We start from the raw sequence: 21,855 nt of genomic DNA, 5'->3' as shown, positions 1-21,855 counted from the left end.
TCCCCACACGTGGGGAGGAGAGTGTTGCAACGCCAAAATCCGTCAGGCTCCATGACCGTCTTTGTCGATGACATGTACCGCTACCGCATCGGCGCGTTTCGCGGCATGCACATGTCGCACATGATCGCCGACACGGACGCGGAACTGCATCGCTTTGCCGTCATGATCGGCATGAAACGCGAACACTACCAAGGCGACCATTACGACGTGCCGCTGTCGATGCGCGACCGGGCGATCGCGGCTGGCGCCATCGCCATCACCTACAAACAGGCCGGGGCCATGCGCCGCCGCAAGGTCGTCGAAGGCAGCTGCGGACGGCCCGAGGACGCCAGGCCTTGGTATCGGAACTGGCTGCGTACCCAAACTTGACTCTTCGCCACCGTCAGGCCAATCATCCCCATCAACTGTAAACGTTTACACGAGTTGCAGAGTCTGGGGAGGACACCATGCTCAATCGCCGTCATTTGCTGGCCTCTGTGGCTGCCCTGGCCGCGGCGCCGTCCGTCCGTGCCGCGACAGGCCTAAAAGTCACTCGCTTTATCGACGACACCTCCGTCGAACTGAGCGAAGGCGCAACCCGCCAAACCGTTCGCCGCGGTGAAACCTTCGCCGCCTGGACCCTGGTCGAAATCCTGCCCGACCAGGTCGTGCTGGAAACCTTCCGCATCGATGGCGGCGACATCGCCTTTGTCGACACGACCGGCCTGCGCATGGCCTTCGGCAAAACTGCCGAATCCACCGAAGTCGATTTCTCGAAAGCCTTCCTCGGCCACACCGAAGCCGAGGTCCGCGAGTCCCCGACCGACCTGCTGGGGCAACAGATCCTGTCAAGGCCGGGCGATCCCGACTACGACACGGTCGCCTCGGCCTTTCCGCCGATCCGCAAGGTATGGGGTGATACCTACAACTTCCTCGGCACGCCGGAGAACCAGGACAAGGTCTGGTTCATGTATGGCGGCCGCTCGCCCAATTTCGACCCCGCCGTCTATCAGCCCTCGGTCGACGCCGTGCGCAAGGCCGGCAAGGTCCGCGACGGCCTGGTCGGCGGCTACCTGCCGTGCCTGCGCTTCGTCTATCCGGAAGACAACGGTGACTGGACCGAGATGCTGGCCTTCGCGCCACTGCGGATGATCAACGGCAATACCCGCATGCAGCCGGTCTGGTACCGCGTCAGCCGTATCGAAGAGGGCCGCCTGGCCTGGAGCCGCCATATCGACTCCTATCTGCCCTATCCACCGCGCGAGGGCGACGACCCGAAACTGTTCTATGCCGACTTGCTGGCCTTCAAGGCCGGCTGGGACGAGAAACTGGCGGCCGGCATGCAGGTCGACCTTCCCGATGCCCGGTTGCAGAACCAGGCGCGCCACAGCCTGATCCGCGCCATGATGGGACGGTCGGACGGCTATCCCAAATACGGCACGGTCGACAAGAACTACGGCGGCAGCGAGCACGACGGCTTCCCCGACACTTTCAATGTCGAGACGGCGGCTATGATCGAATGGGGCCTGATCGAGCGCGCCGGCGTCTATATCGACAACTATTTTGGCAAGTTCGTCCGCGACGACGGCGTGATCCTGTATCGCGGTCCGGAAACCGGCCAGTTCGGCCGCATGCTGACCGTAGTGGCGCAATATATCACCCATGGTGGCGACCCGGACCTGCTGCTTCGCCACCGCAAACGCATCGACGCCATCACTCATGTCCTTTTGGGTATGCGCGCCAAGGCCCTGACCTTGGCCAAGGACGACCCGGCCTATGGCATGCTGTCGGGCTGGAGCGAAGCCGACGCCGTGCTGGAAGCCGATCCGCAGCGCTATATGCAGCCCTATTTTTCCAACAGTACCGAAGCGATCCGTGGCTTCACCGAGATAGGCGACGTCTGGCGCACCATTGCCACGGCACGGGCCGATTCCGCCCTCTACGACTGGGGCCAGACCTTGATAAGTGACGGACAGCATCTGGCCAGGGACCTGCAAACCGCCATGTCGCGCTCGATGCTGACGGTCGATGGTGAAACCATCCTGCCGACGATCGCCGGGGCGAAGGAACCTTTCCACGTCGTCCTGCAGCGCGACCGTTCCGACCCGCAGTGGCGCAGCTACCGTTCGTGGATGGAAATGCTGTATTCCGGCTTCCTCTGGGAAGAAGAGATCAACCGCATCATCGACTACCGCGGCCGCCATCACGACATCGTCCTGGGCATGCCTATGGCCTATGGCTACCGCACGGGCGAAATGGCCGGTTTTCTGTCCTACGGTCACGGCTACGGGCTGATCCAGAACGACCGCATTCGGGAAGCCCTGCTGATGACCTACAGCTCCATGGCGCATCAGTATACCCGTGGGGCCTGGCTGGCGCCGGAAACGCGGCGCCCTCTGGCCGACGACTTCACCTCGGCCTATTGCTCGCCGTCGCAACTGGTCTGCCCACTGATGGCGCGGTGGCTGCTGGTCTACGAAGAACGGTGGATTCTGTGGCTGGGCAAGGGCTTGCCGCAGGCCTGGCTCGAACCCGGCAAGACCGTGCGCGTTACTAACGCACCAACCCGGTGGGGGCGGACCGGCTATGCCATAAGCTCCAGCACGAAACGCATCGAAGCGACCATCGCCCTGCCGCCGATTGATATCCGTGACGCACCCGTAAGGATGCGATTGAGGTTCAGGGGCAGGATCGATGCGGTGACCATTAATGGCAAGCGGTCCGAAGGATTCGATCCCGAGACCGGCGATATCTTTCTGTCGTCGGAAGACGGCCGCGATGTCAGGATCGTTGCAAATATTACAAGAATTTAACTTTCAATCCGCCGTGGCCCTGCGAAGCATAGCGGCTGCTGTTCAAAAGGACCGTCTTCCATGCTCAATCGCCGCCATCTTCTTGCGTCAGCCGCCGCCACGGCTGGGGCTGCCGCCTTAGATACCACGGCTTGGGCCAGTGACACCGCCATCGCCGCCAAGCTCAATCAGGTGTTCGACGACATCTACCAGGAGCGGCTGAAATACTCGCCGGAAACCCTGACATCGCTGGGCCTGGACAAGGGCGACAAGGCCGATTCCAAGGCGAAGCTGTCGGACTACAGCATCCACGAACAGAAGGCCGGCGCCGAACGTACCGCCCGCCATCACGCCGCGATCGCCGCCATCCCGCGCGATAAGCTGTCGGGCATGGACCGCATCAACTACGATTCCGTGCTGTGGAGCCTGACCCAGTCCAAGGCGGGCGCCGAAAAGTTCAAGTTCGGTTACTGGGGCTCGCAGCCCTATATCCTCAGCCAGCTTAACGGCGCTTACCAAAGCCTGCCGGACTTCCTGGCGACCCAGCACACGGTCGAAACCAAGGCCGATGCCGACGCCTTCCTGTCCCGAATCGAAGGCTTTGCCACCGTGCTGGACCAGCAGACCGAGCGCTTCAATATCGACGTCGCTCAGGGCGTCATGGCGCCCGACTTTGCGCTCGACAAGGCGATCACTCAACTGCAGGCCCTGCGCGCCATCAAGGGCGCCGACAGCTCGATGACCAAGGCCCTGGCTGAAAAAGCAACCAAGGCCGGCGTCGCCGGCGACTGGGCAGCAGAAGCGGCCAAACGCGTCGATGGTGTGGTGGCCAAGGCGCTGGACGCCCAGATCGCTGCGCTAACGGCGGCGCGCCCCAAGGCCGTGCATGACGCAGGTATCTGGCGCCTCAAGGACGGCGACGCCTACTATGCCCACTGCGCCAAGGGCGGCACCACCGCCACGCTGACCCCGGAAGAGATCCACAAGATCGGCCTCGACCTGGTGGCCGAGATCAGTGCCGAGGCCGACGTCAAGCTGAAAGAGATCGGCTACACGACGGGAACTGTCGGCGAACGCATGCGGGCCCTGTCCGAGGATCCGAAATATGTCTACGCCAATACCGACGAGGCCAAGGAGCAACTGCTCGGCGACCTGAACGTCCAGATCCGCGCCATCGAGGCCAAGCTGCCGGACTGGTTCGGCGTCCTGCCCAAGACGCCGGTGACCGTACGCCGCGTGCCCAAGGAAACCGAAGCCGGCGCGCCCGGCGGCTACTATCAACGCCCGACCCTGGATGGTTCGCGTCCGGGCGCCTACTACATCAACCTGCGCGACACGGCCGAATGGCCGTCCTGGTCGCTGCCGACCCTGACCTACCACGAGGCTATTCCGGGCCACCACCTGCAGATCTCCATCCAGATGGAGGCGCAGGGCTTGCCCATGCTGCGCAAGACCGGCGGTTACTCGGCCTATTCCGAAGGCTGGGCCCTGTATTCGGAACTGCTGGCGTCCGAGATGGGCATGTATGCCGACGACAAGCCGGGCTATATCGGCTACCTGCAGTCGTCGTTGTTCCGCGCTATCCGCTTGGTGGTTGACACCGGCATGCATGCCAAGCGCTGGAGCCGCGAACAGGCCATCCAGTATTTCGTCGCCACCAATGGCGATCAGGAATCGGCCGCGACGACCGAGATCGAGCGTTACTGTGTGTGGCCGGGCCAGGCCCTGAGCTACATGATCGGCAAGATTCAGTGGATCAAGCTGCGCGAACAGGCGAGGGCGAAGGCCGGCGCGAACTTCGACATCAAGAAATTCCATGATGTCGGCCTGACCTGCGCCGCTGTGCCCCTGGCCGTGCTGGAACAGGTCTTTAAGGACGCCGGACTGATCTGAGTAGAGAGAAGAAAGCTTCGCCTGACACGGCGTCGGTTGGTCTCAGTGCGCATACACGACGGTCACACCGGCCCGGTCTGCGTCGCTTAACGCTTCAGGCTTGGTGATCGATAGCTCCACCTTCTGGACGTGCGGCAATGTTAACAACTCCGACGCCATGTCTTCGGCCAGGGTCTCGACCAGCCGGATATGCCCCTTCGCCACGATGTCGCGCGCGATCTTGCCGACCAGTTCGTAGTTCAGCGTGTCCTTCAGACCGGTGATCTCATGTAGGCCCAGATCGATCACCGTGTCGATGATCAGCGGCTGGGTGCGGCCGTGCTCGTGATCATAAATCCCGATGGCGGCTTCGATGCGCAGACCTTGAACGAAGACGCGGCGCGAGGTCATCATTTTTTTTGCCCTATTGCTTCGCTGTTTGAGGGCGAGTCAAATTGCCCCCAGCTATCCACCGGCACTATGTCGTTCAAACTCAGATCCGCCCGGTGGCACCATTCACCCAGCCGGATCGGGCAGGCGGCGACATCCTCGGGCGTCAGGATGATGCTGTTGGTCGGGGTCTCTTCAATCTCGAAACGGACGCATTCGAAATCCGGCCGGAACTTCGCCAGTATGGCGTCGAGTTTCATATATAGCGCCGTGGCGACCGCTTCAGTGGTCGGATCGCCCTGGATGACCAGTAACCGCGGCAGCAACTCCGGCTCATGGTCGCGGAAATAGCCCAGCATCGGATCGTCGGCGCCCAACTGAAACGCATGGTCCAGCGCATCGTCGACAAAGCCATGCCAGTGGCGCTTCAGGTCTGCGAAGCTGGCGGCATAGTTGGCATTACCCCAGTCCATACCGGTCGCCTCGGGCTTCGGCTGCAGGCTGACAGCCACGAACTCGTTATGGCCGTGCGGCGTCATGCACTTCGATACGGAATCGAAGCGCAGACGATGAGCCATGGAAAAGCGGCGTTTAAACTGGATCAGCATGGCGGGCGTTCAAGCGCATATAACCTGCCAAGTCAATGCGCCCGTTGGCCGCTACAGGTAGAACTGCGCCATGGTCGACAACCCGACCGGCTTGATCTTCGGGGCATTGCCGGCGGCGCCGAACTGCTCGAAGCGGTCCTCGCACACCTTCTGCATCATGGCATAGGCCGGCTTAAAATAGGTGCGCGGGTCGAACACTTCCGGCGACTTGGTGAAGGTCTCGCGGATGCCGGCGGTGATGGCAAGGCGCAGGTCGGTGTCGATATTGATCTTGCGCACGCCCATCTTGATAGCCTTTTGCAGTTCCTCGACCGGCACGCCCCAGGTTTGCGGCATCTTGCCGCCGTATTCGTTGATCAGGTCCTGCAGTTCCTGCGGCACCGACGACGACCCGTGCATCACCAGGTGGGTATTGGGCAGGCGCTTGTGGATCGCGGCGATGACGTTCATGGCCAGGACGTCACCATCGGGCTTGCGCGTGAACTTGTAGGCGCCGTGCGAAGTGCCCATGGCAATCGCCAAAGCGTCGACATTGGTCTGGGCAACGAAATCGACCGCCTGGTCCGGATCGGTCAGAAGCTGCGAATGGTCCAAAACGCCCTCGGCGCCGTGGCCGTCCTCGGCCTCACCCATGCCGGTTTCCAGCGAACCCAGAACCCCCAACTCGCCCTCGACCGATACGCCGCAGGCATGGGCCATTTCGACGACCCGGCGGGTGACATCGACATTGTACTCGAAATCGGCCGGGGTCTTGGCATCGGCCTTCAGCGAGCCGTCCATCATCACCGAGGTAAAGCCGTGCTGGATGGCCGAGGCGCAGGTCCCGACGCTGTTGCCGTGGTCCTGGTGCATGCACAGGGGAATTTCGGGGTAGATCTCGACCAGGGCGTTGATCATCCGCTTCAGCATCAGGTCATTGGAATAGGCGCGGGCGCCGCGCGAGGCCTGGATGATGACCGGCGACTGGGTGCGGCGGGCCGCCTCCATGATGGCGAGGCCCTGTTCCATATTGTTGATATTGTAGGCGGGCATGCCGTAGTCGTACTCGGCGGCGTGGTCGAGCAATTGGCGAAGGCTGATACGGGCCATGTGAAATTTTCCCTCTTTCAATGGCGGAGCGACCCTGGTGGGCTGAAGACGGCAAAAAACCAGCCGTATTTCGGCGCACCACGCCAACTCCGTGCTGGCTGTGGTTCTGGCCCTGTGGCGGGGCCGTGAATAAAGCGGTCTGGCCTTTTGACCTTGTGAACCGCTTGGAATTAAAGATTAAATCGTTTCCTCTTACTGTTCAAGGGCCGCGACGCCGGGCAGAACCTTGCCTTCCATCCATTCCAGGAAGGCGCCACCGGCCGTCGACACGAAGGTCATGTCTTCGGATACCCCGGCATGGTTCAGCGCGGCGACGGTGTCCCCACCGCCCGCGACCGCTACCAGCTTACCGGATTTTGTTTGCGATGCAGCAAATTTCGCCGCCGCAACCGTCGCCGCGTCGAACGGTGGCAATTCAAACACACCCAGAGGCCCGTTCCAGATCAGGGTCTTCGACGCCGCCATAACTTCAGTAAGCTGATCGACCGTCTTCGGGCCTGCGTCGAAAATCTTGTCGTCGGCCGAAAGCACTGCATCAACGTCCTGCGTGCGCGACGGCGCATGGGCCTTGAATTCCTGGGCCACGACGACGTCGACGGGCAGCAGGATGCGGCAGCCCTGGGCCTCTGCCTCTTTCAGGATTTCCAGGGCAGTGTCCTTCAGGTCCTTTTCGCACAGCGAACCGCCGACTTCGACACCTTGCGCGTACAGGAAGGTGTTGGCCATGCCGCCGCCGATCGCCAGGGCGTCCAGCTTGCCGACCAGGTTCTTCAGCAGGTCCAGCTTGGTCGACACCTTGGAGCCGCCGACGATGCCGAGCGTCGGACGCTGCGGATTGCCCAGCGCGGCTTCCAGCGCGTCCAGTTCACGGCGCATGCTTTCCCCGGCATAGGCCGGCAGCAGCTTGGCGACGCCTTCGGTCGAGGCGTGGGCGCGGTGGGCAGCCGAGAAGGCGTCATTGACATAGATGTCGCCGATGTCCGCCAGCTGTTGCGCGAATTCGGGATCGTTCTTTTCTTCACCGGCATGGAAGCGCACGTTTTCCAGTAGGGCAACGCTACCCGCCGGCAACAGCTTCAGCAGATCGGCGGCAGCGGGGCCGACACAGTCGCTGGCAAAGCCGACGGTCTTGCCCAGCAGTTCCGACAGCGGACCGGCGACGGGGCGCAGCGACATTTCCGGGACAATCTTGCCCTTGGGGCGGTCGAAGTGAGCCAGCAGGGCGACCTTGGCGCCCTTGGCGACCAGCTTTTCGATGGTCGGGATGGCGACCCTCAGGCGGGTGTCGTCGGTGATGCGGCCGTCTTCCATCGGCACGTTGAAATCGACCCGCACCAGGGCGATCTTGCCGTTGAGGTCCGAAACGTCGTCGAGGGTCTTGAAAGCCATGGCCGATCCTTATGCGCTGAAAGACGGGGCTGGCTTATCGCGCCGGTGCGCGGAAGGCAAACAGAGATGCGCCCTACGGCTATTTTTTGCCGGCAGTGAGCTGTCCGATAGGGTCTCCGCTCATGATCCAGTCGATCATGCCGAATTTCTGGACCAGGACGGCCCCAGCCGCGAAGTCCACCAGCCAGACAATGGCCATCAGGACCAGAACCCCGACCAGACTGAGGAAGGCCGGACGCCGCACCGTTTTCGGACCGATATAGTGCAGCAGCGCAAATACCAGATACAGGCCGGCAACGGCCGCCGGCAGGTACATGATGACCCGGGCGGCCAGGTTGGCGGCCTTAGGGTAGGCATCCTGGAAGGCAATGGTCAGGCCGATCCCGGGAAAGTACGACAGTCCGGTCGCCCCGGCCAGCAGCGACCACAGCCACGGCCGGAACGGCCGCCCGCGGACCGCCTTTTTTGCGATGTCATCGGACATGTTTCCCCCACCAAAATTCCCGCCACCTGAGGCCAACCCTACCATAGGACCTTGCGGAATTACAGTCAGGCGATATGTCCGCCGATGTCGAGCCACGCCCCGAGACCTGACAGGTTCAGGATGGTGGCGAACAGGGTCAGGCCCGACATCCAGATAAAGGGAATGAGCACCAGGGTACCGATCAGGGAGAAAACGGTCGGCTGGCGCAGCGATCGTGGGCTGCCCTTGCGGTGACGCAGAGCGGCATACAGGTAGACTCCCATGAAGACCAGTGGGGCGAATCCGACCGCCATCATCATCGGCAGGGCCAGGAAGCCGAGAAATCCTGCGACAACCAACACCAGATAAAAGGCAGGCAGGTACAGCAGGCCGCACAGGCCGGCCATCATCAGCCAGCGCACGACGGGAAACGGCAACGGGCAGAAGGCGCCCTCGACAATCTCGGATGTATTCGCGCTTTCCGGCATCTTCCCTCCCCATACGGACGCCCCCATTGGGGAGAACGGGAAGACCTTACCAGATGGTTAACCGAATTACATCACCCATCAGAAAGACAATGGGCGCATGGATCCCAGCCCCAGTTTCAGGGCTGCCGCAAGTCCCAGGGCGATGAAACCAAGACCCGCTGCAAGCGCGATCGCGGTCACCACAATCGGGCTGGATGCCGAAAATCGCTTGATGGCCGACCGGATCATAAACGCCAGGAAGATGGCACCGGCGGCAACGGAAAGGCTTGGAGTTATAAGCCGGGCCGTCTCGGCGGGCAGGGGCGTCCAGTCGGAAAGCGCCAACGCATAATGCAGGAGCATCGCCGGATAGACCCATAGTGCTCCGATTAGAAAGCTCCACAACGACCATGCCGACCAGAAGGTCAGCCCGCCGGCTTTTTCCATCGTTCCCCCCAATTGAAAAACCCCGCCGGACGGTCCGGCGGGGTTTAAGTTATCAAATCAGCTTGCCGAAGTAGACGGCCGTATCGGCCATCCGGGACGAGAAGCCCCATTCGTTATCGTACCAGCTGAGAATCCGGACCAGGCCGCCATCGACGATCTGGGTCTGGTTCAGCGCGAAGGTCGACGACGCCGGCGCGTGGTTGAAGTCCGACGACACCAGCGGCTCGTTGGTGTAGTCCAGAACGCCCTTCATGGTGCCTTCCGCGGCGGCGATGATAGCATTGTTGATCTCGTCCTTGGTGACATTGCGGCCCGGCACGAAGACCAGGTCGACCGCCGACACGTTCGGGGTCGGCACGCGGATCGACGAACCGTCCAGCTTGCCCTTCAACTCCGGCAGCACCAGGCCGACGGCCTTGGCGGCGCCGGTCGAGGTCGGGATCATGCTCAGTGACGCGGCGCGGGCGCGGTACAGATCCTTGTGCATCTGGTCCAGCGACGGCTGGTCGTTGGTGTAGCTGTGGATGGTGGTCATGTAACCACGCTCGATGCCGCACAGGTCCTGCAACACCTTGGCGACCGGCGCCAGGCAGTTGGTGGTGCACGACGCATTGGAGATGACCGTGTCGTCCTTGGTCAGGCTGTCATGGTTGACGCCATAGACGATGGTCTTGTCGGCGCCGTCGGCCGGGGCCGAGACGATGACCTTCTTGGCGCCGGCGTCCAGGTGCAGGGCGGCCTTGTCGCGGGCGGTGAAGATGCCGGTGCATTCCAAGGCGATGTCGACGCCCAGTTCCTTGTGCGGCAGTTCGGCCGGGTTCTTGATGGCCGTCACCTTGATCGGGCCGTAGGTCTTGCCGTCCTTGATCAGGGTGATGCTGTCACCGTCGACCGTGACCTTGCCCGGGAAGCGGCCATGTACGGAGTCGTAGCGCAACAGGTGGGCATTGGTTTCCACCGGGCCCAGGTCGTTGATCGCCACGACTTCGATGTCGGTGCGGCCATGTTCGACGATGGAGCGGAGAACCAGGCGGCCGATGCGGCCGAACCCGTTGATGGCGACACGTAAAGCCATGGGAGCATCCTTTGCTATGGGTCTTTTTTCGACGCGGTTCTTGAACCTCAAGGCCTTGAAGTCAAGCCCTATTTCGCGCCGCACCCAATATGGTAACGCTAACGCAGAAATTCCACCCCGATGGTCGAATTTGTAACCGTTTTTCCGTTACTTGCGCATCAGCCGCGGCAGGACCAGACGTGCTTCCAGCCCGATGACTTTCGTGCCTTCATAGCGGTTGTGCAGGCTCAAGGTAGCGCCTTGGGCTTCGGCCAGGGAGCGCGCCACGGACAGGCCTAACCCCGTGCCGCCGGTATCGCGGCTGCGCGAGCTTTCCATGCGGTAGAAGGGCTCGAACACCGTCTCCAGCTGATCGGTTGGCAGACCCGGACCGTTGTCGACGATACGGACCTCGGCCGAAGGGCCGCGCGCCGCCAGCTCGATCCGGCACGAGGTGGCGTAACGGCCGGCGTTTTCGACCAGGTTGGTGACGATGCGCTTCAGCGCCACCATATCGCCCTTGATCATGATGTTGGGCTCGATCAGGGCCGTGTCCATCTCGCAGACGGCGCACAGGTCGTCGGCCAGGGTCTCGACCAGGGCCGACAGGTCCATCGGCCGCAAACTATCACCCAGCTTGTGGGCGCTGGTAAAGCTCATGGCCGAACGGATCAACCCATCCATATGGGCGATATCGTCGGCCAGCTTGTCGCGCAGCGGTGAGGGCAGGTCCTCGATCCGCAGCCGCATCCGGGCCAACGGCGTCTTCAGGTCGTGGGCGATGGCGCCCATCAGGGCGGTGCGGCTTTCGACCTGCTTGCGGATGCGCACCTGCATGGCGTTGAGCACGTCGGCGGCCTGGCGCACCTCCAGCGGCCCGACGGCCAGGACCGGCGGGGCATTGTCCTCGACACCGATCTTGGACGCGGCTTCGGAGAAGGCGACGATCGGCCCGGCCAGGCGCTGCGACAGCCACCAGGCCAGCGGCAGGATCAGCAGGGCGGTCAGGCCGAACCCGATCAGCAGGCGGACCTGCCATGGCGCGATCAACTCCTGCGGCGGCGTGATGACTCTATAGCTGCCGTCATTAAGCTTCCACGCGGCGGAAAACGGCGGATAGACGATGTCACCGCGCAGTTCCAGCCGCTCGACCCGCATGATCGGGCCGGCCATGTCGTTGGGCGGCGGCGGCATATCGCCCTCGGCGCGGAACCCGGCTTGGCCGCCGGGGCCCGTAGGGGGGCCATCGTTCCTATCAAATTCTTCATTGCGACCAAACTCTTCATTGCGAAACGTCACGATCCGGTCGGTCTCGATCGGTCGCGGGCCCGACCGGAAGGTGCGCCGGTGGGGCAGTATGCGCACCTTGACCGTGTCGGCCGGTACACCCAGTTGCGCCGCAAGCCTTTGTTCGAGCGCGGCGGACATCATGCCGAAATGCCCGGGCGCCGACCGATTGACGAAGTCGGGTGCCGTGGCCGCTGTCGTCGTCGTCAGGGTCCGGCCATTGCGCAGCTCGACCTTGCCGGTCTTCAGCGCCGTCGCCGCCTCTTCCAATGTATAGCCCGACGGTGGCGGGTCCGGCGCATTGATCACCAGGAAGGTGTTGATGGCCAACGCCAGGATCAGCACAGCCAGGCTCAGCCCCAGGACCTGCCAGAAGATTGGCCAAGGGGATAAGACTGAAATGAGCCGGCGTTTCGGTTGGGTCGTCAACGAATGCGAAATCCTACTTCAGCGGCTTGAACATATAGCCGATGCCGCGGATGGTGCGAATGATGTCTTCGTTATGATCGTCGCTCAGCTTGCGGCGCAGACGCGAAATCTGGACATCGATGGCCCGGTCGAAACTGTCGGCATTGGGGCCGTGCAGGTAATCGAGGATCTGGTCGCGCGACAGGGCGCGGCCGGGACGGTCGAGGAAGACACGCAGCAGTTCGAACTCGGCATTGGACAGCGCCACCTGGATGCCGTCGGGACGGGTCAGGGTGCGCTTGATATTGTCCAGCGACCAGCCGAAGAAGGTCGTGACTGGCGCGCCCTTATCGCCACCGGTGCGGGCCTCGCGCCGGCGCAGGACGGCGCGCATGCGCGCCAGAAGCTCACGCGGATGAAAGGGCTTGGCGATGTAGTCGTCGGCGCCCAGTTCCAGGCCGACGATGCGGTCGATCTCTTCGCCGCGCGCCGACAGCATGATCACCGGCGGTCCGCCCTGTTCCTGCAGACGCTTGCAGATCGACAGGCCGTCTTCGCCCGGCATCATATAGTCCAGAACCACCAGGGCGATGTCGCCGCGCGTCAGGATCTTGTCCATCTCCTTGCCCTGGGCAGCCGTGTGGATGGTGAATCCGTTCTGGCTGAGGAAGTTGCCGGTCAGTTCGCGAATATCGCGGTCGTCGTCGACGATCAGGATGCGCAGCGGCGTGGCAGTGGCGGTTTCGGTCATGATGGCGGCTTGGGGCATGGGGCAACTCATTGAAGAACTACCGGATTATGTGCCCGCGAGATGCGGCGGACGAATGGCCAGGGTGACATAATAAATCTTAATTTTGCCACAATTGGCATACCGTTGACATCAACCGGAAACACCAGGGGCGCAGTATGAGGCTGCGGAGGACGAATTTTCAAGGGAGACCCGTATGACTATACGACCCAAACATTACATGATGGCGGCGGCCGGTATCGCCGTTGCGGCCCTGGCATTCGGAGCCTTGGCGCAGCCGAAGCGCGAAGTGCGCATCTTCCATGGCGGCGGTGACTTCGTCACGCTGGATGCCAACAAGGACGGCAAGGTATCGCGCGAGGAGTTCAACCGCCCGCCGCCCGATCCGTTCGACCTGATGGACGCCAACAAGGACGGTTCTGTCACCGAGGACGAATTCAAGGCCTTCAAGCCGCCGCACATCGAACGCGACGTCGTCATGATGCGTGGTCCGGGCGGTGAAGGGCCGGATGATTTCGACGGTCCGCCGCCGCCGGGCGCGCGCATCCATAAGAGCGAAATCCGCATCATCGGCGGTGACGGCCTGGACGCCAACAAGGACGGCAAGGTCACCTTCGAGGAGTTCTCGGCGCCGATGAAAGAGCATTTCGGCGAAATGGACGGGAACAAGGACGGCGTTCTAAGCGGCGACGAACTGAAGCGCCACGAAGGGCCGCCGCCCATGCCCGGGCGGTAACATACGATTTTACAATGGTGAAAACTGGCCGCGGAATTTTTTGTTCCGCGGCCGATTTTTTTGCGACGGAGTTCGTAATTCACCGCGTTAGACAAAATGAAAGGGCGACGGAGTGCTCCATCGCCCGCTAGGTCCTTGAGACAGGCGGTATCTCCCCGGAGCTGCCTGGTCCCGAGAGAGAGCCGTGGCGACCGCCGTCGCCACGGCTTCTTTTGTAATTGCGCAATCGATACACCGCAGGCGCCCGATGCGCCAGATAATTCCCTCTCCCCGCTTGCGGGGAGAGGACGAGAGCTGAGCGAAGCGATAGCGATCGGGTGAGGGGCTTTCTTACTTAACCCTTCGCAGCCGCCTTGGCCGCAGCCGCAACACCGTCGGCCGTAATCCCGAACTCCTTGAACAGCCGGTCGGCCGGCGCCGACGCCCCGAAGCCCTTCATGCCGATGAACACGCCGTCATTGCCGATGAACTTTTCCCAGCCCAGCGAAACCGCCGCTTCCACGGCGACCTTCACCGGCGCATCCCCGATGACCGAAGCCTTGTAGGCCGGCGTCTGAGCGTCGAACAGGTCCCAGCACGGGGTCGACACGACGCGGGTCGCGACGCCGTCGGCCTCGAGCAGCTTCTGCGCCGCCACGGCCACGGACACTTCCGAACCCGACGCAAAGATCGACACCGTTGCATCACCCGAAGCCGCGCTGATCTCGTAGGCGCCCTTTTGCGCCAGGTTCTCACCCGATGTCCGCACGGCCGGAATCTTCTGACGCGTCAGGACCAGCATCGACGGACCGCCGGCATGCAGCGCGGCCTTCCAGCATTCCGCCGTTTCGACCATATCGGCCGGGCGGAAGACATGCAGACCGGGCATGGCGCGGAACGCCGCCAGATGCTCGACCGGCTGGTGAGTAGGTCCGTCTTCGCCGACGCCGATCGAATCGTGCGTCATGACGTGAACCACCTTGGCGCCCATCAGCGCGCCGAGACGAATGGCAGGGCGCGAATAGTCCGAGAACACAAAGAAGGTACCGGCATAGGGAATGATGCCGCCATGCAGCGCCATGCCGTTCATCGCCGCCGCCATGCCGAATTCGCGCACGCCATAGTGGACGTAGCGGCCGGTATAGTCGGTGGTGTCATAGGTGCCCATACCCTTGACCAGGGTATTGACCGAACCGGTCAGGTCGGCCGAGCCGCCGATCAGCGCCGGGATGGCCGGAACCAGGTGCGACAGCGCCGCGCCCGAGCACGAACGCGTCGCGTCGGTCGGCTTGGACTCCAAAGACGCCTTGATGTGGGCGTCCAGCGCTTCGAACGCGTTGTCGGCAAAGTCGCCCGCCATGGCGGCGTTCAGCTCGTCGAACTTCGGATTGGTCTTGGCGGTGTCTTCCCACGCCTTGCGGGTGCGGGTGCCCTTGCGGCCCGCCGATTCCCAGGCCTTCTTGATGTCGGCGGGGACGGTGAAGGGCTCATGCGCCCAGCCCATGGCCTCGCGGGCCGCCTTGATCTGGTCGTCGAACAGGTTGTAGCCGTGGCCATGCTTGTCGCCTTCCAGCGCGCCCGCGCCGCGTGACACCTTGGTCTTGCAGGCGATCATCACCGGCTTGTCCTGGCGCACGGCCCAGCGCATGACGGCGGCCAGCTTGGCATGGTCGTGGCCGTCGACAGCCTTGACCGCCCAACCGGCGGCGGCGAAACGCTTCAGTTGGTCGCCGGTTTCGGCCAGGGTCGCCCAGCCGTCGATGGTGACATTGTTGTCGTCGAACAGGACGATCAGATTGTTCAGGTTGAAACGCCCGGCCAGAGAGATGGCTTCGTGCGACACGCCTTCCATCAGGCAGCCGTCGCCGGCGATGACCCAGGTCTTGTGGTTGACCAGGTCGTCACCGAATCGGGCATTGAGGTGACGCTCGGCCATGGCCATGCCGACAGCGGTAGCCAGGCCCTGGCCCAGCGGACCGGTGGTGCATTCGACGCCGGCGGTATGGCCGTATTCGGGGTGGCCGGGCGTCGATGCGCCCAACTGGCGGAAATTCTTGATGTCGTCCATCGACACCGACTTGTAGCCGGTCAGGTGCAGCAGCGAATAGAGCAGCATCGAGCCGTGGCCGGCCGACAGCACGAAACGGTCGCGGTCAGCCCAGTCGGGCTTCTTGGGATCGTAACGCAGGAACTTGGTCCACAACACGGTGGCTACATCGGCCATACCCATCGGCATGCCCTGGTGGCCCGACTTGGCGCGGTGGACGGCTTCCATCGACAGCACGCGGATAGCATCGGCCATCAGAACGCTGAGCGGTTTGTCCGCAGTCAGGGCGGGGATGTCACCAGATTGGGGACTTGTGGTCATGGCCGAGTCTCTATTAAACTTGTGAGGTGACGCGAGTCACGTAAACTTGGCGGCGCTTTAGCGGAAATGCCGGGGCAAGTGTAGGTTTTTATGCGGCCCGCAGTAAAAAACGGGCCGTTGATGAGGAGATCGGGCATGGAAACGTCGCTGACGTCGGGGCAGATGGGAAGCAGCCTGAGCGTGGCGGTGGACCGATTGGACCGCGCGCTTGAGGCGCTCGAATCGCGTGTGCGGGCCCTGCAGAATGGTGATCCCCTGCCGCCGCCGCTCCTGGGTAACACCGAAGGGGCGCCAGCCGACGGCCGCAACGAAGAGGTCGAGCACCTGTTGAGCGAGCTGGAAGACGCCAAGGGCCGTGAAGCGGCCCTGGCCAAGGCGGCCGAGACGGCCTTCCAGGCGCTGGGCATGGCGGCGGCCAATATCCGGATCCTGCTGCGCGAAGAGGCCGCCTGATGGGCGAGGTCACGGTCCGCGTCAACGGCAAGCCCTACACGGTCGGTTGCGCCGACGGCCAGGAAGCCCGCGTCCAGGAATTGGCGCGGACGTTTGATGAACATGTCGAGATGGTGGTGTCGGATGTCGGCGCTATCGGCGAGGTGCGTCTGTTCCTGATGGCGTCTTTGCTGATGATCGACGAGATGCAGGACCTGCGCGCGCAACTGGATGAGGCCAATTCGCTGAACTCGCGCATGAATGCCGGCGCCCATGAGATGGAACGCAAGGCGGCGTTTGCGATCTCAGATGCGGCCGCGCGCTTGGAACGGCTGCTAGGCGTGTAAAGGATTACCTCTCCCCGCGATCGGGTGAGGGGCATGCAATGTCATCCCTAATGCCTTCTGGACATCCCTCTCCATCCGCTCTCTGATATGTCGATCTGTTTGGCAGCCATTGTCGCGTCAAACGTCTCCTCCCAAGGGAAGACATTCTTGCGATCGGGCCACACCAGTTGCACGCAGGGAAACTCGTCCCCCGCGTAGAACCACCTGCTCCAGCCTAAATATTCAGGATAGTGGGTCTTATGCACCGGAAAGAGATAAGCGTCATGGTTTCCTAGTAGCTCATCGCTTCGGCTGCAAAGTGGCAACGTTTGCCCATTAGCAATGTCTCTGTAAAGGTCCCAAAACACGCTGTGAGCGATTTCGGCCTTTAAGCCAAACACGATGATTTCGGGGGCTCTATGGGTCACCCAGAAACCCGTTGTGAAGGTGAAGCCAGGCTGGTTTCCTTCTGCAAAGATATTGGTGCCAGACCACCCATGCTCACGGATTTTCGCAACGAAGTCTTTCTCCTGCGTATCCAATGCGTCATCTGGTGCCTCCAGTGCAGTTCGCATCAATAGCCCTCCCAAAGTGCCCGAATTGTGGAGCGAGCCCGAGGCATATACAATAGCCGAAAGAGTTCACCAACAAACGGCAGCCACGGTGTTCCCGTAAATTATGTACGGCCGCAACGGATCACCCTTTGCCAGCGTCGCAAAAGCCGCATGCGTCAGCTCAAGCCCGCCGGTGAAACTGCCGAACGCCGGCATGACCAACAACCGCTCGTTCATCGCGAAACACTTGCCGCTCAGCTTATGGCCATGCAGCGACGTCCGCAGCTTGGGATGAAAATGCCCGATCACCTGCGGCAGGTCCGCCGCCGCCGGTTCATGGCTGAACACCACATTCTCGATAACATAGTCATCGGCGAAACACAGGCTGGGATCGACGCTGACCCCGACATCGTGATTGCCCTCGACGAAGCAGCAGTGCTCGACCGACCCGCACACCGTCAAAAGCTGCGTCCGCGTCCGATCTTCCAGCCGTTCCCACGCTGCCTTGTCATGAAAAGTGTCGCCGAGCAGGATCAGCACCTTCGGCCGGTACCGCGCGATCAACCGCTCCAGCCGCACCAAAGTATCATGGCTGTCATAGGCCGGGATGGGCGAGCCGAACTGCGCCAGGAAGGTCGACTTTTCCAGGTGCAGATCGGACACCGCCAGCGCCCCATGCTCGGCCCAGTACAGGCTCAGCTCCGCATCCAGCACGACATAATGCCCGGCAAAAGCGACCTCAAGCCATGAGGCCATGCTCGACCTCCGCCATCATTTGTTCGGCCTGGGACTCGACATCGCCCTGGGCCAGCAGCGCCTCCAGCCCGCCGCCCGGCAGCCGCTCGGTGCGCACGTCCAGGATCACCGGCAATGACATCGGCGACGGCCGCGGCAACTCACGGAACTCAATATGCGACTGGAAGTTCAAAATCATGTCGGTCAGGCGGTCCAGGTCCAGCAGTTCGCGCTCGGCATCGTCCCGTGCCAGGGCCAGCAGGACATGGCCGGGATCGTATTTGCGCAGCACGTCATAGATCAGGTCGGTTGAAAAGGTCACCTGTTTCAAAGTCTTGCGTGCCGAATTGTGGTTTTGTTCGACCAGGCCGGCAATGGTCGCCACGCGGCGGAACGACCGCTTCAGCATCGGCGATTCGCCCAGCCATTCCTCCAGCTCATCGGCCAGGATATCGGCACGCAGCAGCTCGTAAATGCTCTCGCCGGTCACCGCCTTGACGCTGGTGATCGCCAACCCGTAATCGGTGACGGTAAAGCTCAACGGATGCAGCCCCAGCCGCTCCATCCGCCGGCTGAACAACATACCCAGGGTCTGGTTCGCCCGCCGGCCCTCGAACGTGTAAAGCACCGTGGCGAACAGCTTGCCGCGCGGAAAGCTCTCGACCAGCAGACTCTTGTGGTCGGGCAGTTGCGAAAACCGCGCCTGCAGCATCAGCCAGTTGCGCACCAGTTTCGGCAACCCGTTCAGCGCATCCTCGTCCTGCAACAGCCCGCGAACCCCATCGGCCAGGAAGGTCGACAGCGGCATCTGACCGCCGGAATAGGTCGGGATTTTCGGCTCCTTCGCCGTGCTGGCCTTGGCATGCAGCGTCATGTCCTGGATGCGCTCGAACGCCAGGACCTCGCCGCCGAAATAGAAGGTGTCGCCGGGGCTCAGCGACTGGCCGAACTGTTCCTCTATCTCGCCGAGATAGCGCCCGCCGCGGCCGTGCATCTTGCGCACCTTCAGCTTGCCGGCCTCTATGATGACACCGATGTTCTGGCGATGCCGCTGGATCATCTGCGGCGTCGACGGCACCCAGGCGCCGTCGCGCTTGACCAGTCGGTGCCAGCGGTCGTAGGCGCGCAGGGCATAGCCGCCATCGATGACGAACTGGAACAATTCCTCGAACTGTTCGTAGGTCAGATGACGGTACGACCACGACCGGCTGACGATGCCGTGCAGCCCGTGCGGCGTGATCGGCGCCGAACAGGCGGCATTCATGATGAACTGGATGACCACGTCCTGGGCGCCGGGCAGGGGCTGATCGCCATCCAAGTGCCGCGCCGCGATCGCGCCGATGGCGGCCTCGCATTCCAGCACCTCGAACCGGTTGGCCGGCGCCAGAAACGCCTTGGACGGCACATCGACCTGGTGGTTCGACCGGCCGATACGCTGCAGCAGCCGTGACACGCCCTTGGGCGCCCCGACCTGGATGACGACATCGACATCGCCCCAGTCGATGCCCAGTTCGATCGCCGCCGTAGCCACCACGGCGCGCAGCTTGCCTTCGGCCATCATGGCTTGGGTTTTGGCGCGCAACTCCCGCGTCAGCGACGCATGATAGATGGCGATCGGAAGGGCCTCGTCATTGGCCTCCCACAGGAACTGGAACAGCAGTTCGGCCTGAGCGCGGGTATTGACGAAGACGATGGTGGTCTTCGCCTTGACTATCTCTGCCATGATCTCCGGCACGGCATATTTGGCCATGAAGCCGCCATAGGGAATAGCTTCCCTGGTCTTCAGGATCTGAACCTTGGGCGGCTTGCCTCCGGGGCTGTCGAGGTGCGGTACGGGCGCGCCGGTCGGCCCCAGCCACATCGAGAACAGGTCGGGCTCGGCCACCGTCGCCGACAACCCGATACGGCGATAGCCCGGCCGGTAGGCTTCCAACTGGGCCAGGGCCAGGGTGATCAGGTCGCCGCGCTTCGACGCCGCCACCTGGTGGATTTCGTCGATGATGACAGCCTCGATCGAACCGAACATCTGGGCCGCGTCCGGATAGGACAACAGCAGCATCAGCGATTCTGGCGTCGTCAGCAGGATATGCGGCGGCTTGGCGCGCTGACGCTTGCGGCGATAGGCGGAGGTATCGCCGGTGCGCGACTCGACGGTGACGGGCAGGTTCAGCGCCTTGATCAAAGCCACGACATTGCGTTCGATATCGTAATTTAATGCCTTCAGCGGTGAGATATAGAGGGTGTGCAAACCTTTGGGTTGGCGCGCATCAATGTCGATTAGCGAACCGAGGAACCCGGCGAGTGTCTTGCCGGTTCCGGTCGGCGCGGTCAGCAGGGTGGACAGGCCCTGCCGGTAGCGTTCCACCATCGCCTTCTGGTGCGGGAGGATCTTCCAGCCCTGCTGGTCGAACCACTGCCGGAAATGCGAAGGAATAGCCGCCATGATGAGGAATGTAGGGTCGCAGGTGTAAGGGAGCAATCTCACTTTGGCATACGCAGGAAAAATGCTTCTTATCCTCCACCGCTTGCGGGGGAGGTGGCGAGCAAGCGAGGCCCCCTATCGGCCGAAGCGCGTCGAGCCGGAGGGGGCGTTACAAGCTCCGAGCTTTCGGCGCCCCCTCCGCTTCGACGCGTTTCGCCTTCGGCTACACTTGCTCAGCACCTCCCCCGCGAGCGGTGGAGGACGGCCAGCATGACCCATCCCCGCCACTGGATCGAGGTCAGCAAGGAAGGCGTCTTCTGCAAGCCGGGCGGATTCTTCATCGACCCCATGCACCCTGCCGAAATCGCCGTCGTCACCCATGGTCATGCCGACCACGCCCGAGCCGGCCATGGCGATGTCTTCGCCACGCCTGAAACCCTGGCCATCATGCGCGCCCGCTACGGCGAAACCCATGCCACCCAGGCCGAGCATCCACTGCCTTACAGCCAGGCGGTCGAGATCAACGGCGTCAAGGTCAGCCTGCATCCGGCTGGCCACATCCTGGGCTCCTCCCAGGCGCGGCTGGAATTCGAAGGTTCAACCATCGTCTTTTCCGGCGACTACAAACGCCGCGCCGACCCGACCTGTACCCCGTTCGAACCCGTGCCCTGCGACGTCTTCGTTACCGAAGCCACCTTTGCCCTGCCGGTCTTCCGCCATCCGCCGCTGGAAGCCGAGATCGCCAAACTGCTGACCTCGCTGCGCCAGTTCCCTGAGCGCTGCCACCTGGTCGGCGTCTATGCCCTGGGCAAGTGCCAGCGCATGATGGTCGCCCTGCGCCGCGCCGGCTACACCGAAACCATATACCTGCATGGCGCCATGGTCAGATTGTGCGAACTGTACCAGGACCTCGGCATCGACCTGGGACCGTGGGATCTGGTCACCCCTGAAAACGCCAAAACCCTGGCCGGCAAGATCGTCCTGTGTCCGCCTTCGGCGCTTCAGGACCGCTGGTCGCGCAAGCTCCCCGATGTGCTGACGGTGGCGGCTTCCGGATGGATGCGCATCCGGGCGCGCGCCAAACAGAAGGGCGTCGAACTGCCGCTGGTGGTGTCCGACCACGCCGACTGGGACGAACTTTTGCAAACCCTGAGCGATGTCGGCGCCCCCGAAGTCTGGGTCACCCATGGCCGCGACGACGCCCTGGTCTATGCCGCCCAGCAGATGGGACTGAAGGCCCAGGCGCTCCATCTCATTGGCTATGAGGACGACAGCGAGTGATATTTTATCGAAAGGCTGAATCGCACTTA

The 21,855-nt window shown here is 62.6% G+C and carries 21 protein-coding genes; 7 read left to right on the top strand and 14 right to left on the bottom strand.

What is annotated here, in order from left to right; all coding sequences use genetic code 11:
* The 3 genes from ABAC460_RS39540 to ABAC460_RS39530 all read left to right on the top strand — a co-directional run.
* On the top strand, positions 1-369 hold a 369-nt coding region (locus ABAC460_RS39540; protein ID WP_235075827.1), incomplete at its 5' end, for a DUF4031 domain-containing protein.
* Positions 370-446: 77 nt separating this feature from the next.
* On the top strand, positions 447-2,792 hold the full coding sequence (locus ABAC460_RS39535; RefSeq protein WP_023454287.1) for a hypothetical protein: 2,346 nt from the start codon (positions 447-449) through the stop codon (positions 2,790-2,792).
* A 60-nt stretch (positions 2,793-2,852) separates the two neighbouring features.
* Positions 2,853-4,664, top strand: coding sequence for a DUF885 domain-containing protein (locus tag ABAC460_RS39530; protein WP_023454286.1), 1,812 nt, complete (start codon positions 2,853-2,855; stop codon positions 4,662-4,664).
* A 42-nt stretch (positions 4,665-4,706) separates the two neighbouring features.
* Here the strand turns inward: ABAC460_RS39530 and folB are convergent, their stop codons facing one another.
* The 10 genes from folB to ABAC460_RS39480 form a co-directional block, all read right to left on the bottom strand.
* Positions 4,707-5,057: a dihydroneopterin aldolase gene (folB, locus tag ABAC460_RS39525; protein WP_031237028.1), complete on the bottom strand. Its 351-nt coding sequence runs from the start codon at positions 5,055-5,057 to the stop codon at positions 4,707-4,709.
* A complete protein-coding gene (locus tag ABAC460_RS39520; protein ID WP_023454284.1) occupies positions 5,054-5,641 on the bottom strand; it encodes a 6-carboxytetrahydropterin synthase in 588 nt (195 codons plus the stop codon). The genes folB and ABAC460_RS39520 overlap by 4 nt, the downstream gene beginning before the upstream one ends.
* 51 nt (positions 5,642-5,692) lie before the next feature.
* The gene (fba, locus tag ABAC460_RS39515) at positions 5,693-6,730 is read right to left on the bottom strand and encodes a class II fructose-bisphosphate aldolase (RefSeq protein WP_023454283.1); all 1,038 of its coding nucleotides are present in this window, start codon (positions 6,728-6,730) and stop codon (positions 5,693-5,695) included.
* A 192-nt stretch (positions 6,731-6,922) separates the two neighbouring features.
* Positions 6,923-8,119 (bottom strand): phosphoglycerate kinase, encoded by a 1,197-nt coding sequence (locus ABAC460_RS39510; protein WP_023454282.1) that lies wholly within the window; start codon positions 8,117-8,119, stop codon positions 6,923-6,925.
* Positions 8,120-8,198: 79 nt separating this feature from the next.
* The gene (locus ABAC460_RS39505) at positions 8,199-8,603 is read right to left on the bottom strand and encodes a hypothetical protein (protein WP_023454281.1); all 405 of its coding nucleotides are present in this window, start codon (positions 8,601-8,603) and stop codon (positions 8,199-8,201) included.
* A gap of 65 nt (positions 8,604-8,668) precedes the next feature.
* Positions 8,669-9,070 carry a hypothetical protein gene (locus ABAC460_RS39500; protein ID WP_023454280.1) on the bottom strand — a complete coding sequence of 134 codons (402 nt, stop codon included), beginning with the start codon at positions 9,068-9,070 and terminating at the stop codon, positions 8,669-8,671.
* A gap of 78 nt (positions 9,071-9,148) precedes the next feature.
* A complete protein-coding gene (locus tag ABAC460_RS39495; protein ID WP_023454279.1) occupies positions 9,149-9,496 on the bottom strand; it encodes a hypothetical protein in 348 nt (115 codons plus the stop codon).
* A 52-nt stretch (positions 9,497-9,548) separates the two neighbouring features.
* Positions 9,549-10,571, bottom strand: coding sequence for a type I glyceraldehyde-3-phosphate dehydrogenase (gene gap / locus ABAC460_RS39490; protein ID WP_023454278.1), 1,023 nt, complete (start codon positions 10,569-10,571; stop codon positions 9,549-9,551).
* A gap of 147 nt (positions 10,572-10,718) precedes the next feature.
* Positions 10,719-12,266, bottom strand: a complete 1,548-nt coding sequence (locus ABAC460_RS39485; protein ID WP_235075825.1) for a sensor histidine kinase — start codon at positions 12,264-12,266, stop codon at positions 10,719-10,721.
* A gap of 13 nt (positions 12,267-12,279) precedes the next feature.
* Entirely contained in the window at positions 12,280-13,014 is a 735-nt protein-coding gene (locus tag ABAC460_RS39480) for a response regulator (protein WP_023454276.1), read from the bottom strand.
* Positions 13,015-13,189: 175 nt separating this feature from the next.
* Between ABAC460_RS39480 and ABAC460_RS39475 the strand changes: the two genes are divergently transcribed.
* Entirely contained in the window at positions 13,190-13,729 is a 540-nt protein-coding gene (locus tag ABAC460_RS39475; RefSeq protein WP_081716606.1) for an EF-hand domain-containing protein, read from the top strand.
* Between the two features lie 334 nt (positions 13,730-14,063).
* Here ABAC460_RS39475 and tkt read toward each other — a convergent pair whose 3' ends face one another.
* Positions 14,064-16,010: a transketolase gene (gene tkt, locus ABAC460_RS39470; RefSeq protein ID WP_031237024.1), complete on the bottom strand. Its 1,947-nt coding sequence runs from the start codon at positions 16,008-16,010 to the stop codon at positions 14,064-14,066.
* A gap of 201 nt (positions 16,011-16,211) precedes the next feature.
* On the opposite strand from tkt, the gene ABAC460_RS39465 reads away from it, so the two are divergent.
* Together ABAC460_RS39465 and ABAC460_RS39460 are read left to right on the top strand one after the other, a co-directional pair.
* On the top strand, positions 16,212-16,529 hold the full coding sequence (locus tag ABAC460_RS39465; RefSeq protein ID WP_023454273.1) for a hypothetical protein: 318 nt from the start codon (positions 16,212-16,214) through the stop codon (positions 16,527-16,529).
* Positions 16,529-16,855: a cell division protein ZapA gene (locus ABAC460_RS39460; protein WP_023454272.1), complete on the top strand. Its 327-nt coding sequence runs from the start codon at positions 16,529-16,531 to the stop codon at positions 16,853-16,855. Before ABAC460_RS39465 ends, ABAC460_RS39460 begins: the two co-directional genes overlap by 1 nt.
* A gap of 47 nt (positions 16,856-16,902) precedes the next feature.
* Here the strand turns inward: ABAC460_RS39460 and ABAC460_RS39455 are convergent, their stop codons facing one another.
* The 3 genes from ABAC460_RS39455 to ABAC460_RS39445 all read right to left on the bottom strand — a co-directional run bounded on the left by ABAC460_RS39455 (position 16,903) and on the right by ABAC460_RS39445 (position 20,566).
* On the bottom strand, positions 16,903-17,409 hold the full coding sequence (locus ABAC460_RS39455; RefSeq protein WP_023454271.1) for a DUF4262 domain-containing protein: 507 nt from the start codon (positions 17,407-17,409) through the stop codon (positions 16,903-16,905).
* A 66-nt stretch (positions 17,410-17,475) separates the two neighbouring features.
* Positions 17,476-18,144, bottom strand: coding sequence for a ligase-associated DNA damage response endonuclease PdeM (pdeM, locus tag ABAC460_RS39450; protein ID WP_023454270.1), 669 nt, complete (start codon positions 18,142-18,144; stop codon positions 17,476-17,478).
* Positions 18,128-20,566 carry a ligase-associated DNA damage response DEXH box helicase gene (locus tag ABAC460_RS39445; RefSeq protein ID WP_023454269.1) on the bottom strand — a complete coding sequence of 813 codons (2,439 nt, stop codon included), beginning with the start codon at positions 20,564-20,566 and terminating at the stop codon, positions 18,128-18,130. The genes pdeM and ABAC460_RS39445 overlap by 17 nt, the downstream gene beginning before the upstream one ends.
* Positions 20,567-20,815: 249 nt before the next feature.
* Between ABAC460_RS39445 and ABAC460_RS39440 the strand changes: the two genes are divergently transcribed.
* Positions 20,816-21,826, top strand: a complete 1,011-nt coding sequence (locus tag ABAC460_RS39440) for a ligase-associated DNA damage response exonuclease (RefSeq protein ID WP_023454268.1) — start codon at positions 20,816-20,818, stop codon at positions 21,824-21,826.
* Positions 21,827-21,855 lie beyond the last annotated feature (29 nt).

The organism is Asticcacaulis sp. AC460, assembly GCF_000495795.1.
GTDB lineage: Bacteria > Pseudomonadota > Alphaproteobacteria > Caulobacterales > Caulobacteraceae > Asticcacaulis.
The sequence above is the reverse complement of the archived record's forward strand: the minus strand, read 5'-3'. Positions and strand labels throughout refer to the sequence as shown.

Coding starts and splice junctions, on each gene's coding strand:
- ABAC460_RS39535 (WP_023454287.1), top strand. CDS start 447: ATGCTCAATCGCCGTCATTTGCTGGCCTCTGTGGCTGCCCTGGCCGCG.
- ABAC460_RS39530 (WP_023454286.1), top strand. CDS start 2,853: ATGCTCAATCGCCGCCATCTTCTTGCGTCAGCCGCCGCCACGGCTGGG.
- folB (WP_031237028.1), bottom strand. CDS start 5,057: ATGATGACCTCGCGCCGCGTCTTCGTTCAAGGTCTGCGCATCGAAGCC.
- ABAC460_RS39520 (WP_023454284.1), bottom strand. CDS start 5,641: ATGCTGATCCAGTTTAAACGCCGCTTTTCCATGGCTCATCGTCTGCGC.
- fba (WP_023454283.1), bottom strand. CDS start 6,730: ATGGCCCGTATCAGCCTTCGCCAATTGCTCGACCACGCCGCCGAGTAC.
- ABAC460_RS39510 (WP_023454282.1), bottom strand. CDS start 8,119: ATGGCTTTCAAGACCCTCGACGACGTTTCGGACCTCAACGGCAAGATC.
- ABAC460_RS39505 (WP_023454281.1), bottom strand. CDS start 8,603: ATGTCCGATGACATCGCAAAAAAGGCGGTCCGCGGGCGGCCGTTCCGG.
- ABAC460_RS39500 (WP_023454280.1), bottom strand. CDS start 9,070: ATGCCGGAAAGCGCGAATACATCCGAGATTGTCGAGGGCGCCTTCTGC.
- ABAC460_RS39495 (WP_023454279.1), bottom strand. CDS start 9,496: ATGGAAAAAGCCGGCGGGCTGACCTTCTGGTCGGCATGGTCGTTGTGG.
- gap (WP_023454278.1), bottom strand. CDS start 10,571: ATGGCTTTACGTGTCGCCATCAACGGGTTCGGCCGCATCGGCCGCCTG.
- ABAC460_RS39480 (WP_023454276.1), bottom strand. CDS start 13,014: ATGCCCCAAGCCGCCATCATGACCGAAACCGCCACTGCCACGCCGCTG.
- ABAC460_RS39475 (WP_081716606.1), top strand. CDS start 13,190: ATGACTATACGACCCAAACATTACATGATGGCGGCGGCCGGTATCGCC.
- tkt (WP_031237024.1), bottom strand. CDS start 16,010: ATGGCCGATGCTATCCGCGTGCTGTCGATGGAAGCCGTCCACCGCGCC.
- ABAC460_RS39465 (WP_023454273.1), top strand. CDS start 16,212: ATGGAAACGTCGCTGACGTCGGGGCAGATGGGAAGCAGCCTGAGCGTG.
- ABAC460_RS39460 (WP_023454272.1), top strand. CDS start 16,529: ATGGGCGAGGTCACGGTCCGCGTCAACGGCAAGCCCTACACGGTCGGT.
- ABAC460_RS39455 (WP_023454271.1), bottom strand. CDS start 17,409: ATGCGAACTGCACTGGAGGCACCAGATGACGCATTGGATACGCAGGAG.
- pdeM (WP_023454270.1), bottom strand. CDS start 18,144: ATGGCCTCATGGCTTGAGGTCGCTTTTGCCGGGCATTATGTCGTGCTG.
- ABAC460_RS39445 (WP_023454269.1), bottom strand. CDS start 20,566: ATGGCGGCTATTCCTTCGCATTTCCGGCAGTGGTTCGACCAGCAGGGC.
- ABAC460_RS39440 (WP_023454268.1), top strand. CDS start 20,816: ATGACCCATCCCCGCCACTGGATCGAGGTCAGCAAGGAAGGCGTCTTC.